This window comes from Pseudomonas kairouanensis, assembly GCF_004682055.1.
GTDB classification, from domain to species: Bacteria; Pseudomonadota; Gammaproteobacteria; order Pseudomonadales; family Pseudomonadaceae; genus Aquipseudomonas; species Aquipseudomonas kairouanensis.
Map to the genome: position 1 here is coordinate 81,177 of NZ_QUZU01000022.1, position 15,737 is coordinate 96,913.

At 61.9% G+C, this 15,737-nt stretch carries 16 protein-coding genes; 3 read left to right on the forward strand and 13 right to left on the reverse strand.

Going from position 1 to position 15,737, the window contains the following annotated elements; genetic code table 11:
- Position 1: 1 nt before the first annotated feature.
- The 9 genes from gmd to DYL59_RS18035 all read right to left on the reverse strand — a co-directional run bounded on the left by gmd (position 2) and on the right by DYL59_RS18035 (position 10,004).
- Positions 2-1,123, reverse strand: a complete 1,122-nt coding sequence (gmd, locus tag DYL59_RS17995) for a GDP-mannose 4,6-dehydratase (RefSeq protein ID WP_135290364.1) — start codon at positions 1,121-1,123, stop codon at positions 2-4.
- Positions 1,124-1,192: 69 nt separating this feature from the next.
- The gene (locus DYL59_RS18000) at positions 1,193-2,128 is read right to left on the reverse strand and encodes a glycosyltransferase family 2 protein (RefSeq protein WP_135290365.1); all 936 of its coding nucleotides are present in this window, start codon (positions 2,126-2,128) and stop codon (positions 1,193-1,195) included.
- Between the two features lies 1 nt (position 2,129).
- Entirely contained in the window at positions 2,130-3,089 is a 960-nt protein-coding gene (locus tag DYL59_RS18005) for a nitroreductase family protein (protein ID WP_167496690.1), read from the reverse strand.
- 14 nt (positions 3,090-3,103) lie between these two features.
- On the reverse strand, positions 3,104-3,655 hold the full coding sequence (locus DYL59_RS18010) for an LbetaH domain-containing protein (RefSeq protein WP_135290367.1): 552 nt from the start codon (positions 3,653-3,655) through the stop codon (positions 3,104-3,106).
- Positions 3,652-4,815, reverse strand: a complete 1,164-nt coding sequence (locus DYL59_RS18015) for a polysaccharide pyruvyl transferase family protein (RefSeq protein ID WP_135290368.1) — start codon at positions 4,813-4,815, stop codon at positions 3,652-3,654. Before DYL59_RS18015 ends, DYL59_RS18010 begins: the two co-directional genes overlap by 4 nt.
- The gene (locus tag DYL59_RS18020) at positions 4,812-5,987 is read right to left on the reverse strand and encodes an O-antigen ligase family protein (RefSeq protein ID WP_135290369.1); all 1,176 of its coding nucleotides are present in this window, start codon (positions 5,985-5,987) and stop codon (positions 4,812-4,814) included. The genes DYL59_RS18015 and DYL59_RS18020 overlap by 4 nt, the downstream gene beginning before the upstream one ends.
- Positions 5,984-7,297, reverse strand: coding sequence for a lipopolysaccharide biosynthesis protein (locus DYL59_RS18025; RefSeq protein WP_135290370.1), 1,314 nt, complete (start codon positions 7,295-7,297; stop codon positions 5,984-5,986). The genes DYL59_RS18020 and DYL59_RS18025 overlap by 4 nt, the downstream gene beginning before the upstream one ends.
- Positions 7,298-7,303: 6 nt before the next feature.
- Positions 7,304-9,523 carry a polysaccharide biosynthesis tyrosine autokinase gene (locus DYL59_RS18030; protein WP_135290371.1) on the reverse strand — a complete coding sequence of 740 codons (2,220 nt, stop codon included), beginning with the start codon at positions 9,521-9,523 and terminating at the stop codon, positions 7,304-7,306.
- 40 nt (positions 9,524-9,563) lie between these two features.
- On the reverse strand, positions 9,564-10,004 hold the full coding sequence (locus DYL59_RS18035) for a low molecular weight protein-tyrosine-phosphatase (RefSeq protein WP_135290372.1): 441 nt from the start codon (positions 10,002-10,004) through the stop codon (positions 9,564-9,566).
- A gap of 230 nt (positions 10,005-10,234) precedes the next feature.
- Between DYL59_RS18035 and DYL59_RS18040 the strand changes: the two genes are divergently transcribed.
- Complete coding sequence (locus tag DYL59_RS18040; protein WP_238340709.1) at positions 10,235-10,543, forward strand: phosphomannomutase; 309 nt, start codon at positions 10,235-10,237, stop codon at positions 10,541-10,543.
- Positions 10,540-10,872 carry a hypothetical protein gene (locus tag DYL59_RS18045; RefSeq protein ID WP_135290373.1) on the forward strand — a complete coding sequence of 111 codons (333 nt, stop codon included), beginning with the start codon at positions 10,540-10,542 and terminating at the stop codon, positions 10,870-10,872. The genes DYL59_RS18040 and DYL59_RS18045 overlap by 4 nt, the downstream gene beginning before the upstream one ends.
- Here the strand turns inward: DYL59_RS18045 and DYL59_RS18050 are convergent.
- The 4 genes from DYL59_RS18050 to DYL59_RS18065 all read right to left on the reverse strand — a co-directional run bounded on the left by DYL59_RS18050 (position 10,824) and on the right by DYL59_RS18065 (position 14,499).
- Positions 10,824-11,444, reverse strand: coding sequence for a phosphatase PAP2 family protein (locus tag DYL59_RS18050; RefSeq protein WP_420359292.1), 621 nt, complete (start codon positions 11,442-11,444; stop codon positions 10,824-10,826). The genes DYL59_RS18045 and DYL59_RS18050 overlap by 49 nt on opposite strands.
- 238 nt (positions 11,445-11,682) lie before the next feature.
- On the reverse strand, positions 11,683-12,471 hold the full coding sequence (locus tag DYL59_RS18055; protein WP_135290374.1) for an ABC transporter ATP-binding protein: 789 nt from the start codon (positions 12,469-12,471) through the stop codon (positions 11,683-11,685).
- On the reverse strand, positions 12,465-13,454 hold the full coding sequence (locus DYL59_RS18060) for an ABC transporter permease (protein ID WP_135290375.1): 990 nt from the start codon (positions 13,452-13,454) through the stop codon (positions 12,465-12,467). The genes DYL59_RS18055 and DYL59_RS18060 overlap by 7 nt, the downstream gene beginning before the upstream one ends.
- Complete coding sequence (locus DYL59_RS18065; RefSeq protein ID WP_135290376.1) at positions 13,441-14,499, reverse strand: ABC transporter substrate-binding protein; 1,059 nt, start codon at positions 14,497-14,499, stop codon at positions 13,441-13,443. The genes DYL59_RS18060 and DYL59_RS18065 overlap by 14 nt, the downstream gene beginning before the upstream one ends.
- Positions 14,500-14,693: 194 nt before the next feature.
- Between DYL59_RS18065 and DYL59_RS18070 the strand changes: the two genes are divergently transcribed.
- A complete protein-coding gene (locus DYL59_RS18070; protein WP_135290377.1) occupies positions 14,694-15,638 on the forward strand; it encodes an aliphatic sulfonate ABC transporter substrate-binding protein in 945 nt (314 codons plus the stop codon).
- The last annotated feature ends 99 nt before the right edge of the window (positions 15,639-15,737 follow it).

Sequence of the window (15,737 nt, forward strand, 5' to 3'; positions counted from 1 at the left end):
CTCAGTTCTCCACCGCAATCGGTGCGTCATGCCCGTGCAGGCGCAACAAGGCGTGACGCTGGGCAATCTTGAGGTCGGCGCGAACCATCTGCGCACACATTTCCTGGGCGCTGATTTCCGGCGTCCAGCCCAGCAGTTGCTTGGCCTTGGTCGGGTCGCCCAGCAAGGTCTCGACTTCTGCCGGACGGAAATAGCGCGGGTCGACCCGCACGATCACATCGCCCACCAGGATGCCGGGGGCCAGGTCGCCGTCGATGTGCTCCACCACCGCCACCTCGTCCACGCCCTCGCCCACGAAACGCAAGCGCAGCCCCAACTCGGCGGCCGACCAGCGAATGAAGTCGCGCACCGAGTACTGCACACCGGTGGCGATCACGAAGTCTTCGGGGCTCTCTTGCTGCAGCATCATCCACTGCATGCGCACGTAGTCCTTGGCATGGCCCCAGTCACGCAGCGCGTCCATGTTGCCCATGTACAGGCACTGTTCCAGGCCCAGGGCGATGTTGGTCAGGGCGCGGGTGATCTTGCGCGTCACGAAGGTTTCGCCACGGCGCGGCGACTCGTGGTTGAACAGGATGCCGTTGCAGGCATACAGGCCATAGGCTTCGCGGAAGTTCACGGTGATCCAGTAGGCATACAGCTTGGCCACCGCATAGGGCGAACGCGGATAGAACGGCGTGGTTTCCTTTTGCGGGGTTTCCTGCACCAGCCCGTACAACTCGGAGGTGGAGGCCTGGTAGAAGCGGGTCTTGTTTTCCAGGCCCAGCAGCCGGATGGCCTCAAGAATGCGCAAGGTGCCCAGGGCGTCCACATCGGCGGTGTACTCCGGCGAATCGAAGCTCACCGCCACATGGGATTGGGCGCCGAGGTTGTAGATTTCGTCGGGTTGGATCTGTTGGATGATGCGCGTCAGGTTGGACGAATCCGCCAGGTCGCCGTAGTGCAGGACCAGGTTTTTATTCAGGGCTTGGGGGTCTTGGTAAAGGTGATCGATGCGCTGGGTATTGAACGACGAAGAACGCCGTTTGAGACCGTGCACGGTATAGCCTTTTTCCAGCAGAAGCTCCGCCAGGTACGAGCCATCCTGACCGGTAATGCCGGTGATAAGTGCAACTTTGTTCATGTCTGTCTCCCAATTGATAGGCGAGCGAAGGCCGACACCCAAACTTGGGTGTTTGTTAAAAACGGTCAGTTACTTCGGTGTGGGCAGGTTCAAGTTATGGCCGGTCAACTTGGAAAGTTCCCGGACAATGGCTTCCTTGTCGTGTAAGTGAGCAATGGCAGTTTCAAGTTCCAGCACTTTGGCACCCACCAGAAAGCGGTACCAATAACCCTGGAGCAGGTGATAGACCAGGCCGCTGCGACCATCCAGAAACCCCAGCTGGATGATGTAGCGCCACAGAAAATACGCCGTGGAACTGAGGGTGAACGGCACGCGGTTGTACAGGCGGTTCTTCACCAGGCGCTTGGTCTTGGCCTGGAATGAACTCTGCCCGGTGTGCAGCTCATCGCGGATCGCAAACAACCCCATGCGTGCGTTGAGCACTTCGATGGCTTCACGGGTGGCGTACTGGTTGTGCTTGTGGGTGAAGAAGGTCAGGTCGTGCAGGTTATGGTCGGCAAAGCCGCCTTCGAGGGTAATGGTGCGGCCCTCGGCCACCGAGATGTGCTCGTCCATCCAACGGTCTTCCATGCGCCCCTGGCCGGTGCGCCACAGGCGCAGCATCTTCAGCGGGTAGCGCCCGCCGTGGCGTACCCAGCGCCCCATGAAGATGTGCTTGCGCTTGAAGTTGATGCCGGTGATATCGCGCGCCAGGCCAGGCAAGCGGCGGTTGATCTCGGCGGCCAGGTCTGCCTCGATGATCTCGTCGGCGTCCAGGCGCATCGTCCAGTTACCGGTGATCGGCAAGTGGTCCAGGGCCCACTGGAACTGCTTGGCCTGGTTGACGAACGGGTGCTGCACCACCAGCGCGCCGTGGCGCCGGGCGATGTCGCAGGTGTCGTCGCTGGAGTACGAGTCCACCACCAGCACTTCATCGCTGAACGCGCGGGCCGACTCGATGGCCCGAGCAATGTGCAGGCTTTCGTTGTAGGTGAGGATGATCACGCTGACGGTTTCACGCTTCATATCAGCCACCATGCAGTTGCAGGACTTCAGTGGTGAGCCTGCGCGGTGAACGCGCGGCACGGAAGTGGCTTTCCACGGGCAAGCCCACGGCAATCATCATGATCAGCCGCTCACTGGCCGGGATGGCGCCGACGGTGCGGATCTTCTTTTCCACCGAATTGAGCACGGCCAGGTTCAGCGGGCACGCGCCCAGGCCATTGGCATGGCAGGCCAGCAACAGGCCCATGGAAAACAGAGCGCCATCCACGTAAAGCTGGTTGCGCTGGCCGGCGCCGCCCCAAGCGGTGACTTCGGAAGTGACCACAAACAGGTTGTCCACCGACTGGGCAAACCCCCTTGAACCGCCCTGCAGCGCCAGTAACTGCGCGATCACCGCGCGGTCCTGGTACACATGCACCCGCGACGACTGGCGATTGCACTGCGAAGGCGACGACTGCGCCAGTTCCACCAGTGAGGTCAGCAGCGGGCTGTCGATCTTGCCGGGTTGGAACATGCGGCAACTGGAGCGCGATTGCAGGAACGCCTTGGCGTCCAGCCCGCCCTCCCCCAGCCAGGTGGCGGCGCGCTTGATGCCGCCGGTGCTTGCGGTGCCGTCGCGCTTGAGGTGCTCGACGTAGGCGTCGAGGTAGAACACGAACTCATCGCTGATGCCCAGGGTGCGATGCAGGTCGAGGTAGCCCTGGAAGGCGCCGAGGGCCATCTCCACCGGCAACGCCGAATAGCTGCGGTCGTAGTCGTTGAGCATCTGGATGATGGCGTTGATCTTGCCCTTGCCGAACAGCGGCTTGGGCTCTTTGAGGGACAGGCCTTTTTCCACGGTGTGGGTTTCGATCAGGATCTTGTAGAACAGCTTCTTGTTGCGGCCCTCCAGCGGCGAGTAACCGTTGTGGCGAATAAACCTGAGCATGTCGCCAAAGAACTCGCTGACGAACAACATCAACTTCCATGCCTTATCCATCATGCGTTTCACCTGTTTCATAGTGCGATGTCTCTCGGTTTCAAAGGGCGGCACGGCGCACCGACGCAAATCATCCAGGCCGGCAGGCTGGCGGTGACCACCGAGCGCGCGCCCACCACGCAGCCCTCCTCCAGCACGCAGCCGGGGTGGATAAAGGATTCGGCGGCGACCCACACATGGTCCTTGATCACAATCTCCCGCGTGACCAGCGGCCGCAGCAGGCTGCGGGTGTCATGGGTGCCGGTGCACAGGAAGCTGCGTTGGCTGATGGCGACCTTGGAGCCCAGGGTGATGCGGGCCATGGCGTACACATCCACGCCGTCGGCGATGGCGGTGTAGTCACCGATCTCCAGGTTCCACGGCGCCCAGATGCTGCAGGTGGGCGCAATGCGGCAGCCCACGCCGACCTTGGCGCCAAAGCAGCGCAGCAACCCGCTGCGCCAACGGTGCAGGGCCCAGCGCGGCGTGGGCCGGAACAGCAAGTGGTAGACGATCCCCCACAACAGGCGCCGCGCCTTGTTGCTGCGGGGCAAGGTGTCGACGTACTTGAGTTGGGCAAAATCGCTCATGGCTGCACTGCCGCCAGTTGTTCCAGCAGGTAGCGTTCACCCACCTGCTGCAAGGCCTGGCGCCGGGCACGCACGGCCACCCAGTCGATAGGCGCATCGATCAGGCGCTGCACCTGGCCTGCATCGTCGGCCGGCAGGAAGCGCTGGGACAGTTCGAGTTTTTCCAGCAGGTTGCGCACACGGGCATTGAGCGAGGCTTTGTTGCCGGGCAGGCCTACCGCGATGAAGGGCTTTTCGAAAATGATCGCGAACACCGTGGCGTGAAACGAATTGGTCACCACGTAGGCCGATTCCTTGAGCAGCTTGAGCCAGTCCTGGGGCCCCACCTGCACGGTCTCGCCGATCTGCCGCCAGCGCCGGTGGGCGTTGTACGGCGACACAATCGGCCCGGCCACCTGCCGGGACAATGCCTGGGCCACTTCCCGCACACCCACGCCGGTACGCAGCGCGTAGCAGAACACGTGGCCGATGCGGGTCTGGGTGGCGGTGGCAAGCAGCGCCGAATAATCGCGGTGCAACAGCGTCGGGTCGGGCACGCACTGGGCGGTGAGCCCCGAGACCTGCTGCACGATGCCCACCCCGCTCTCCTCGCGCACGCTGATGGCTGACAGCTGCTTGAGCAGGCCCTGGGCTTCGGCGTGGTAGTGGGGCTCCAGGTATTCCTTGCCAAAGCTGGCGGCGTAGGAAATACGCCGGGTCGCCTTGTCGCAGTCGAACGCCAGGAAGTACGCCGGGTCCAGGCCCGTCTGCCCCGAGGGGTTCCAGATCTGGTCACTGCCCGCCACCAGCAAGTGCTGGCCAGCCACCGCCTGCTTGAGCTGATGGGCATGGGCATAACGCGGCACCTGGATATTCAGGAAGCGCGTCTTGAACGCATGGAACTGGCGCGACTGGGCATTGGGCCCTAGCACACGGGTTTTAAACGCCAACGCCTTGAGGTACAGCGCCTTGAGATTGGCCTTGAGCTGGCGCGGGTTGAACAGTTGCCGGATCTCGCTGCCATCCTCGACATAGGCCGGGTGGTAGTTGATCAGGCTCACCTGCAAGCCTTGCTGCTGCAGCCAGCGTTGCAAGGCATAGGCTTGCAGCACCGCGCCGAAGTTCTCGCTGAAGTGGTACGTCAGTATCCCGGCCCTGACGGGGCGTGCAGATGCGCTCATGATCCAGCCTGTTTTAACAAGTAATGGGGGTATACGGCCTGGCGCGCAGGCGCGGTTTTGTTGAGCAGGCCGATGATCATCGACCACACCAGCAAATAGCTGCCGTCGAAGGTGGTGAAGAACTGGTAGCTGGTCTTGAACGAAAAGATCAGCAGAATCGCCACCACCGCCAGCGACACCGGCGTGCGCGGCAAGGTGCTGAACAGCAGGCAGAACAACGCCACGCCCACCACCCCAAGCTTGGCGGTCACGCCCCAGTAGCCGTTCTCGATATCGAACTTGGAGTTCTCGAACCAGCGCTCGTCATTGGTGGGCACACCGGGGGTCAACTGCTTGGCCAGGCCATTGCCGAGGAACACCGTGGCCGGGTTCTCCAGGAAGGTTTCCTTGGCATGGGCGATCTCGAAGGCACGGGTCACGTCCTCGCCCTTTTCTTCGAACAGGTAGGTGGCAAAGCGCGACACCGCCAGGGGGCTGGCATAGAACGTCAAGGTGCCCAGGGCCGCGATGGCCACCACCAGCACCCCCAGGGACTTGAGCTTGCGCTGGGTGATGGCCGACAACAGGATCATCACGGCCATGGCCGCCAGGATGGTCTTGGAACCGGCCGCCAGCAGCGTGACGGCCAGGATCAGCATCAGGCCGATCTTGCGTTGGCAGCAGGCATAGAAAAACAACAGCACCGCCGAGCTGGTGGGGAACAGCATGATGCGCCCCACCTCGTCGCTGGACTTGGACGCCGCGTTGGTCAAATCGATGCCCACCCCGTACAGGCTGACCTGCAGCAACTGACCAAGGGCGAAGAGGTAGATGATCCGCTCGATGATGCGTCGGTAGTTCGGGCTGTGGGCACGGGCGATCACTTCCACCTTGGCCATGACGTGGTGATAGCCGGCCAGCAGCAGCACAAAATAGAAAAACGGAATGCCCGAACGCAGGAACTGATACAGCGAAATCTTCGTGCCGCTGGTCAACAGCACCTGCAACACGCTGGCCCCTATGACCAGTGCCAACAACGCTGCCGCCCGCCTGAACCCGCGCAACGCATACAGCACAAACGGCGCCAACAGCAGCAGCGCCAGGGGTTGCGACAGGTTGTTGCTCAGCGCCAGGGGCAAGGCAAAAAACGTCAGTGGCAAATACAGGGTCAGGCGCGCCTGGGACAGCATCATGGCGTCACCTGCGCAGCGCGAAATACGCGCAGGTAAACCAGCACCACCAACTCCGGCAACGACAACAGCAGCGAGGCGCCCAACAGCGGATCGATACGGTCCTTGCAGGCCAGCCACAGCAACAAGGCCGCCGCGCTGCTCAGGGCATAGAGCAACGAGGTGCGGGTATGGCGGTTGGTGGAAATCAGCATCGCCGCGAGGATGAACCACGCCACGTTGAGAATCGTATGGGAGCCGATCAGCGCCAGGGACATGCGGTCAACCTGCACCAGGCCATGGCTCCACAGCAGGATCACCTGCGGACCGGCCCAGATACCGGCGGCGTACACCAGCACACACAGGCCCAGCACCAGGGAACTGGCGCGCTGGGTGAAGCGCCGCGCTTCGTCGAACTGGCCGCGCCCGGCCAGCCGTGAAATCTCCGGCGTGAGGGCATTGCTGCAGGTAATACCCAATTGAATGATCAGGCGCATCAGGGTGCGGGCCATGGTGTAGCCCACCACCACCGCGGGGCCGGCAATCTGGTTCAGCACCTGCAAGCCGCCCTGCAGGGTGGTCGCCTGGGCCAACGGGATGGCTGCACTGCCCACGGCCGGTTTCCAGATTCCACGGAACTCAGTCCAGGAAGCCGAGGCCAAGCCCAGCAATGGCCACGGCGATATGCGCCGCACAAACAGGGTCACCAGCACCAGGAACAGCACCTGGCTGAAGAACATGCCCTGGGCCAGTTGCAGTTCCGAGCCACCGAGCAGCAGCACGACGATGGACAGCACAATGTCCAGGGTCCGGCGGTTGGCCATGATAAAGACCCCGCCCACGGTGCGGTCGATGGTGCGAAACCAGGCATCAATCGGCCCGCCCAGCAACCGCGTGCACAGGTAACCGGACATGAACAGCACCACCAGGCTGGCCTGCTCCGGTGCCAGGGTCTTGAGCTTGAGCAGGTCGACCCAGTCGAGCCACTGGCCGAGGGTCAAGGCAAACAGCAACACCACCGCAACCACCGCCAAGGTAAAGGCCAAGGCGGTCTGCACACTGCGCCGCGCACCGGGCACATCGCCCTGGCTGGCGCGCAAGGTGGCGCTGGTGGCCGAGGCTTGAGCGACGCCCAGGTCCAGCAGGCTGAGCATCGACGGAATCCCGGTAAGCACCAGCCAATCGGCATAGCGCCCGGTGCCCCACGCATGCAGGAAAAACGGCACCAGCACCAGTTGCGCCGCCAGGGTCACCAGCTGGGTGTAGCCATAGCTGAGGACGTTGAGGCGAAAACGTCGCGACAACGAACGGGGAATTTCAAGCACCTTATCCATGGCGCATCACGCCTTGTCGGACTGATAGGCGTAGCTGTAGTAGCCGTAGTCGCCATAGCCATAACTGGCGGAGCGGCGTTTTTCCACGCCGTTGAAGATCGCGCCCTTGATGTCGATGCCGTTCTGGTGGAAGCGGCGCAGGGTCAGCTCGATTTCCTTGGCCGAGTTCACCCCGAAGCGCGTGACCATCAGGCTGGTGCCGGCCTGGCGCCCGACGATCGCCGCATCGGTCACCGCCAGCAACGGCGGCGTGTCGATGATCACCAGGTCGTAGCGCTCGCTGACCTGGGCCAGCAGCGTGGCGAAATTAGGGTGCATCAACAGTTCCGAGGGGTTCGGCGGGATCTGGCCTCGGCCGATAAAGTCGAAGCGTTCAACGCCGGTGGAGTGGATCGCCGCGTCCAGATCGCAGCGCTGTACCAGCAGGTCGGATAGCCCTGTCTCGACGGCCTTGCCGAGCATTTTGTGCAGATAGCCTTTGCGCATGTCGGCATCGACCAACAGCACCCGCTGGCCCGACTGCGCCACGATGGCCGCCAGGTTGGCGGAGACGAAGGTCTTGCCCACCTCGGGACTGGGCCCGGTGATCATCAGCCGGTTGTTCCTGGCTTCAAGCATGGCGAAATGCAGGCTGGTGCGCAGGCTGCGCATGGCTTCCATAACCAGGTCGTGGGGATGGTTCAGCGCCAACAACGGCGGCGTGCCGGACGGCTGCTTGGAAGCGTTGGCCTCCTCGGCTTTTTGCAAGGGGCTGAACGGAATCGAGGCGTATACCGGCAACCCGAGCTTCTCGATGTCATCCGGGCTTTCCAGGCCACGGTTGAGCAGGTTGCGCACCAGCACCAGGCCTACCGACAACATGCCACCGAGCACCATCGCCAACAGCACCACGATGAGTTTGCGCGGTGCCACCGGTTTGGCCAGGTTGGCGTCGGCGCTGTCGATCAGGCGCACATTGCCCACGGTGCCGGCGCGCATCACGTCCAGCTCCTGGGAACGGTTGAGCAACTGGGTGTAGATCTCGGTGCCCACTTGCACGTCGCGGGTCAGGCTGAGCAGTTCCTGTTGAGTGGTGGGCAGGCCTTCGACGCGCTTGGTCATCTGCGCCTGCTTGGCATTGAGTTCGGCGAGCTTGGCGACCAGGGCGCGATATGCCGGGTGCTGGGGCGTGAACTTGCGGTCCATCTCGGCCTGTTGCAGCTTGAGTTCGGAGATGCCGGTGTCCAGGGCCACCACCTGGTCAAGCACGGCCTTGGCTTCCAGGCTGATGTCGATGGATTTGCTGCGGGTTTGAAAGCGATTCAGGGCGTTCTCGGCCTTTTCCAGGTCGCGACGTACCTGGGGCAATTGGTCGTTGAGAAACGACAGGCTCTGGGCGGCCTCGGCCGAGGTGCGGTCGACGTTCTGCTTCACATACAGGTTGGAGATTTCATTGAGGGTGCGGATCGCCAAGGCCGGACGCGTGCTTTCCAGGGTCAGGCTGATGATTCCGGACTCCTTGCCCCGCTCGATCACGGTGAGCAGGTCCTGGTAGTCGGCCACGGCATCCAGGCGGGCCTTGCGCACGATCTTGAAGTGCGCACCGGGGTTGGCGCGCAAATGCTTCACCAGCACCTCTACGCCCTCGGCGGCGAACGGCTCGCCCACGCGGCCGGCGGCAATCTGGCGGCCATCTTCATCGAACAGGCTGTAGGCCTGGGCCTCGCCCGCCACCAATACCAGGGTGGTGCCCAGCAGTGCATTGGGCAGGTTCAAGACGCTGAGCTCAAGCTGCTCGCCGCCCGCCGAATAGCGGCTCAAACCCAATAGCGGCGGCGCAATGTCGCCCTTTTGCTGCGGCACATAACGGCGCGCAAGAAAACCGCCAATCAACGGAAAATGCTGGGGCGTGATGGTGATATCCAGCGCCAGGGTGTCCACGGTCTTGCCGATGATGGTGCGCGACTTGATCAACTCGATCTCGGTCACCGCTGGCGATTCCTTGCCCAGCAGGCTGCTGACATCGGAGAAGCCGAGCATGTCGTTTTTCTTCGGTTCAACCTGGATCAACGCGTTCGCCTGGAACACTGGCGCCGCCAGGACCGCGTAGGCCGCACCGACCAACATGCAGGTGCCGGTGATGCCCGCGATCAACCATTTGTGATCGATCAGGGTGCCGAGCATGCCGAGCACATCGATCTCGTCACGGTGGGGACTGTCCGGGGGAGCGTTCTGGGGTGAATACATAAATCGCGTCTTCTTCCTTGCAATCATTTAAAGAAGGGCGTCAGCGCGCCAGGCGCTGGGCCCAGGCCTGGGCGGCCTGTTCGATCAAGGCATAGGCCTGCACAAAAGCAGGCTTGCCCTGGCGATAGGGGTCGGTGATTTCGCGGTCGTGCTGCCATTTGCCGAGCAGGAACACCTTGCCCCGCGCTTCGGGGGCCAGGTTGAGCACGCCGTCGATGTGCCGTTGTTCCATCACCAGGATCAGGTCGGCGGCGCTCACGGCCTCGACGCTCAGCTGCCGCGCCTTGTGCGCTTGGGGCACATGCCCGTGCTCCTGCAACACCTGCCCCGCCAGCGGCTCCAGTGGATGGTCGCGCAAGGCCGCAAGGCCTGCGGAACTCACCGAAATCCCGACAGGCGCCAACGCGGCGCCCAGCAACTGTTGCGCCGTGGGGCTGCGGCAAATGTTGCCGATGCACACAATCAGTATGTTTTTGAACAAGGCAACCTCCCACGCACCGCACACTTATTCTTCGGCAAAAGGGACAGCCTTATTAAATAGCGAGCAACTAACGACGGACTAATTATGGTCATATGCAATCAACTGCGACCATCTATCGCGCAAGACAAAAAATAACAATATCGGCACTCACCGACTAAAAATAACATTCCAGTACTTTTTCACCTTCGCATAATAAAGTGCCCTTCAACTGCAACTGCAAGGGGATGGCCATGAACACTTCAAAGTTATTGGTAGAGCGTATTGGCCTTTTTCCTTCTTCGGGAAATATTCATGTCGAGGTGAATAATTCGAGCCGTGTGGTCGAGCGCATGCAGGTGTTGTATGCCGACAACTCCCTGGACAGCGACGAGTCTGGCGCCGGGCTGTCGATGGTGTTTGCCGATTGGCGCTTCAAATTGCAGGTGAGCGACCCGTTGTCGGTGTGCCTGTGTGTGGAAAGCCGTGGCGACAGCCGGTTCATGCAGGCCAAGACCGCAGAACTGCTGGCGAACATCTGCGGCCACGAGGAACGCCCATGAGCCTGCTGGGTGATTGGCGGCGCGGTTATGCGCTGAGGAAACTCACGGGGATCTTCGAAGGCTTCGGCGAACCGCCCCAGGGCGAGCAGTACCAGCGCAACACCCGGGCCATCGGCCACTGGCTGGACCACCTGCGCACCAGCTCGCCCCTGGACATTACCCACGCACTGCTCAAGCAGATGAAGGACGCCAGGCGCCGGGGCGACGTGCAGCGCTTCAATGCCCAGACGGTATTGCTGGAATTGATGGTGGACAGCAACCTGGCCCTGGACCTGGCGACTTACTCGGCCTTCGTGTGCGCCGTGTCCAGGCGCCAGGCCGGTTCCTGATGGGCCTGCTCGGCGCCCGACAGGCTGATGGCCACGCGGTTGAGCAGCAATTCGGCGTTGTACTTGGGCACCAGGGCGCATAACAGCAACAGCACCAGGCCACCGCCGATAAACCGAGGCGCCACTTGGACCTCGGTGTTTTCTATACGCCAAAGAAACACAACAGCCGCAGCCGCGCCCAACGTGGCGCCGGCCAAGGCTTCATTCAACGGATGGATATAAGGCGCGACGCAATACGCGCTGAACCAGGCACTGACCAACAACCCGGCCGCTGCCGCCGGCCAACGCCACATTGGATTGAACTGGCGCGCCACCAGGCTCGCCGTCACCGTGACCATCAGGCAGGTGTTCATGGCATGCCCACTTAATACCGCAATGTCCAAGTGCTGAAAGGACACACCCCAGCCTTTGAATAACAACTTACTGGCGGCCACCAGCGAATACGTTATCCCCACTGTTATTACCCAGGCCCGAAGTGCCCAGGGATTGGAATAACGCAACCACACGGCAATCATCAGTGCGGCCGGAATCATCACGGTAATACCGCCATACTGTGCAAGTTCTGCCCGCATTATTGCCAACCTGACAAACCCATATCGGCGCCCATCAGACCCTAGTGCCGGGGAAATTACAACGTTATCCAAAGTCAGGCTTTTTAACTGATACACACAGATCAAACTGTGAGAGCGGCGGTGCGACTTGCTCGCGACGGCGGTGTGTCAGTCAACTGATTCACTCACTGATACACCGCATTCGCGAGCAAGCACGCTCCCACATTTTGAGCGGGGTACACCCGCAGACACCCGTTAGCTACCAACTCGCTCCCAACCCCAACAACCCCAATATCTGCCGCCGCAGCTCCACCAGATACGGATCATCCCGATGCCGCGGGTACGGCCGCTCAATCGTCAGTTGCGCCTGGATCCGCGCGGGCCGGTCACTGAACACAATCACCCGATTGGCCAGCAGCAGGGCCTCCTCCACGTCATGGGTCACCAACAACGCCGTATACCCCTGGCGCTGCCACAACTCAATCAATTCCTTTTGCATGGTGATCCGCGTCAGCGAGTCCAGCTTGCCCAACGGCTCATCCAAAATCAGCAAGCGCGGTTGATTGACCAACGCCCGGGCCAGCGCCACACGTTGGGCCATGCCACCCGACAACTGCCGGGGATATGCCCGGGCAAATTGGCTGAGGCCGACTTTCGCCAAGGCCTCATCGACCTTGCCTGCGTGGGTCTTGAGCAGGCCCTGGGCTTCCAGGCCCAGTGCAACGTTGTCCCACACCCGGCGCCATGGATACAGCGTGGGGTCCTGGAACACCACCACACGGCTTGGGTCCGGCCCGGTGACTGCCTCACCATCGGCCAGCAAACGCCCGGAATCCGCCGGTTCCAGGCCGGCCACCAAGCGCAGCAACGTGGATTTGCCGCACCCCGAAGGCCCCAACAAGGCCACAAACTCACCCGGTGCCACGTCCAGCGACACCCGCTCCAACACCGGTAGGTGCGTGCCATCCAGGGCAAAGCCATGGCTCAGGTTTTCGATGCGCAGCGCCAACCCTGTGGACGCCGATACAGCCTTTGGGAGGGCTACCATTTCATTGCTCCTTTCTGCCAGGCCAACAAGCGGTCACGCACCAGGAACAACCCGGTGATCAAGCCTGAACAGGCCAAGGCCATGATCAGCAACGCGGCGTACATATTCGCGTAGGCCGCCCAGCCCTGGGCCCATTGCAGGTACCAACCGATGCCGGATTTGACCCCCATCATTTCCGCCACCACCAGGGTGGAAAACGAAGCCCCCAACCCCATGAACAGACCCACAAACACATGGGGCAACGCGGCCGGAATCGCCACTTTGAAGATCAGGAAGCCCTGTTTGGCCCCGAGGGTGCGCGCCACGTCGTAATAGGCTTTGTCCACACTGGCAACCCCCGACCAGGTCAACACCGTGACCGGAAACCACGTCGCCAGGGCGATCAGGAACACACTGGCGCTCCAACTGCTGGGGAACAGGAAAAAACACAGCGGCAGCAGCGCCGTGGACGGCACCGGCCCCAGGATGCGCAACACCGGGTGCAACCAGTAGCCGATGCGCGTCGACCAGCCAATGGCTACACCGGCGATAAACCCGGTGACCGCCCCCAGCGCCACGCCCGAGCCCAGCAATAACGCCGAGTGCAACAGGCTGTCGGCCAAGCGCGCGTAGTCTTCGACATACACCGCCAGTAACGCCTGGGGCGGCGCAAAAAACGGCACCGGCAGCAGCGCGAGCTTGGCGGTGAGCAACTCCCAGATAGCCAGTAACACCGGCAACGCAATCAGCCAAGGCCCGGCCGTGCGCAGGCGCGTGCCCAGCCTGGTCACCCTGCGCCCCACCACGCTCAGCACCACGAACACGGCCGCCACGCCAACGCAGACATTGGCCAAGCCCTGGGTCATGGGCCAGTTGCGTACCGCGTTGGGCCAGTAGCTGATCAACAGTGCGACGGCCAGCCAGGCCGCCACCACTGCAGCGCCCTGCCCCCAGAACTTCAGGGATAGCGGCGGGTTAAGGGTGGAGGCTTCAGCTGAAGACATCGGCGGTGATCTCCTTGGCAAACTCCACCGGGTCGGTGCCCTTGCTGATGACTTCGACGGTTTTTAGGTCGGTGACGTAGGTGGTGATTTCTTGGGTCAGCGCGGCGCCCACCGCATGGTGGCCGTGGGTGTGGTCGTGAAGAATCGCTTGCACTTCCTCCACCGAGGTATTCAGCGCATGGGCCTGGAAGCCCTTGGCGACTTCCTCCGGGTGCTGCACGGAATAGTCGTGGGCTTCCAGGATGGCCTGGGTCAGCGCCGCGACCACGCGTTTGTCTTCGCGTACCAACTTGCCGGTAACGCCGACCACGCAGCAACTGAGGTTGGCGTATTCCTCCACCAGGTTGGTGGACAGCTCCCGCGCCGTGCCGGCTTTGATCAGCCGGTACATGAACGGGTCGCTGCCGCTGATCGCCTGCACCTCACCGCGCTCCAGCGCGGTGCCGAGCAGGTCGGCCGGGTACAGGCGCCACTCCACATCGCGCACCGGGTCGACGCCGTGTTTTTTCAGCAGGATCGAGAAGAAATTGCGGTCTGGGCTGGCCATGTCGGTCACGCCGATGGCCTTGCCTTTGAGGTCTTCGAGCTTGGCGACCGTGCCGTTCACCGCACTGAGCAAGCGCAGGCAACCGCCGTGGGTGCCAGCGGTGAGCTTCACATCAAAACCCTGTTCCAACGCCTTGAGCCAACGCAACGCCATGCCCACACCTGCGTCGGCTTTGCCGGTGGCGATGGCCTCCAGCAGTACCTCGGTGGAGTTGCCGAAGTTGACCAGTTCCACATCCAGATTGTGCTTGGTAAAAAAGCCCTGGCCGTGGGCAATGACCACCGGGGCCAGGCACACCGCATTGAGGTTCACCGCCAGCTTCAACTTGCGTGGCGCGTCGAGGCGGATGAACTCGCCCGTGCCCGTGGGTTCCTGGGCGACAGCGTGACCGGCGTGTTCATCGGCCGCGAAACCAAAGCGTGGCAGCGACAGGCTGGCCACGGTGATCCCGGCCATGCCCAACAGGCGACGGCGGGTGAGACGGGCGAAATCATCCATGCACAACATCCTCTTATAGAATCAATTCGATTATATAAATGGACAATTATTATGAAAGAAACATATAACTCTATGGTTATGCCCGATTCGTCGAAACGCTGAAAAACCGCCCTAAGCTAAGATCGAAAGAGTATTTAACGAATGGTTTTTAGAACTTTATGCTCGGCACTATTTCGTTGAAGATCGAGTTCGCCATGTCCATACGTCGTCCCCTCGTTGCCGTACTCGGGTTGCTGGCCTTTTCTGTCGCCGTGAGCGCCGGGGCCCAGGAAACCGTGCGCATCGGTTACCAGAAGTCCTCTACCCTGATCACCCTGCTCAAAACCCAGGGCACCCTGGAAAAAGCCCTCAAGGCCGACAATATCGACGTGAGCTGGCACGAGTTCCCCAGCGGCCTGCCGTTGCTGGAAGCGCTGAACGTGGGCAACGTGGACATCAGTGCCGACGTCGCTGACACCGTGCCGATCTTCGCCCAGGCCGCCCAGGCCAAACTCACCTACTTCGCCCAGGAAGCGCCCTCGCCTTCGGCCCAGGCCATCGTGGTGCGCAAGGACTCGCCGATCCAGCAACTGGGCGACCTCAAAGGCAAGAAAATCGCCGTGACCAAAGCGGCGGGCACGCACTACCTGTTGATTGCCGCACTGGCCAAAGCAGGGCTGGCGTTCTCCGACATTGAACCGGCCTACCTCTCCCCTGCCGATGGCCGCGCGGCATTCGAGAACAACAAGGTGGACGCCTGGGTCACCTGGGAACCCTTCCTCACCAGCGTGCAACGTCAGCTGCCCACGCGCACCTTGGCCGATGGCGCAGGCCTGGCCAGCTACAAGCGCTATTACCTGACGGGCACGCCGTACGCCAAGGCGCATCCAGAGGTGCTGAAGGTGGTGTATGAGCAATTGGACAAGGCTGGCCAGTGGGTGAAAACCCATCCGCAGGACGCGGCGAAAGTGCTGGGCCCGTTGTGGGGCAACCTGGATGTGGCCACGGTTGAAGCCGCCAATGCACACCGCAGCTACCAGGTGCAGCCGGTGACGGTTGACCAGTTGGGTGAGCAGCAGAAGATTGCCGATGCGTTCTTCAAGGCGGGGTTGTTGCCCAAAGCCGTGGATGCCAAGGACGTACAGACCTGGAAGCCCTAAAGGCTGCTGAGCACTCAAGACCTGTGAGGGCTAAATGTGGGAGGGGGCTTGCTCCCGATGGCGGTGGGTCAGGTACAGATGAGCTGACTGATCCACCGC

Excerpts from the sequence above, each read along its gene's own strand:
- DYL59_RS18045 (WP_135290373.1), top strand. The coding sequence starts at position 10,540 with ATGAGCCTGCTGGGTGATTGGCGGCGCGGTTATGCGCTGAGGAAACTC.
- DYL59_RS18005 (WP_167496690.1), bottom strand. The coding sequence starts at position 3,089 with ATGATGGATAAGGCATGGAAGTTGATGTTGTTCGTCAGCGAGTTCTTT.
- DYL59_RS18065 (WP_135290376.1), bottom strand. The coding sequence starts at position 14,499 with ATGGATGATTTCGCCCGTCTCACCCGCCGTCGCCTGTTGGGCATGGCC.
- DYL59_RS18030 (WP_135290371.1), bottom strand. The coding sequence starts at position 9,523 with ATGTATTCACCCCAGAACGCTCCCCCGGACAGTCCCCACCGTGACGAG.
- DYL59_RS18020 (WP_135290369.1), bottom strand. The coding sequence starts at position 5,987 with ATGATGCTGTCCCAGGCGCGCCTGACCCTGTATTTGCCACTGACGTTT.
- DYL59_RS18070 (WP_135290377.1), top strand. The coding sequence starts at position 14,694 with ATGTCCATACGTCGTCCCCTCGTTGCCGTACTCGGGTTGCTGGCCTTT.
- DYL59_RS18050 (WP_420359292.1), bottom strand. The coding sequence starts at position 11,444 with ATGCGGGCAGAACTTGCACAGTATGGCGGTATTACCGTGATGATTCCG.
- DYL59_RS18010 (WP_135290367.1), bottom strand. The coding sequence starts at position 3,655 with ATGAGCGATTTTGCCCAACTCAAGTACGTCGACACCTTGCCCCGCAGC.
- DYL59_RS18025 (WP_135290370.1), bottom strand. The coding sequence starts at position 7,297 with ATGGATAAGGTGCTTGAAATTCCCCGTTCGTTGTCGCGACGTTTTCGC.
- gmd (WP_135290364.1), bottom strand. The coding sequence starts at position 1,123 with ATGAACAAAGTTGCACTTATCACCGGCATTACCGGTCAGGATGGCTCG.
- DYL59_RS18060 (WP_135290375.1), bottom strand. The coding sequence starts at position 13,454 with ATGTCTTCAGCTGAAGCCTCCACCCTTAACCCGCCGCTATCCCTGAAG.
- DYL59_RS18040 (WP_238340709.1), top strand. The coding sequence starts at position 10,235 with ATGAACACTTCAAAGTTATTGGTAGAGCGTATTGGCCTTTTTCCTTCT.
- DYL59_RS18055 (WP_135290374.1), bottom strand. The coding sequence starts at position 12,471 with ATGGTAGCCCTCCCAAAGGCTGTATCGGCGTCCACAGGGTTGGCGCTG.
- DYL59_RS18000 (WP_135290365.1), bottom strand. The coding sequence starts at position 2,128 with ATGAAGCGTGAAACCGTCAGCGTGATCATCCTCACCTACAACGAAAGC.
- DYL59_RS18015 (WP_135290368.1), bottom strand. The coding sequence starts at position 4,815 with ATGAGCGCATCTGCACGCCCCGTCAGGGCCGGGATACTGACGTACCAC.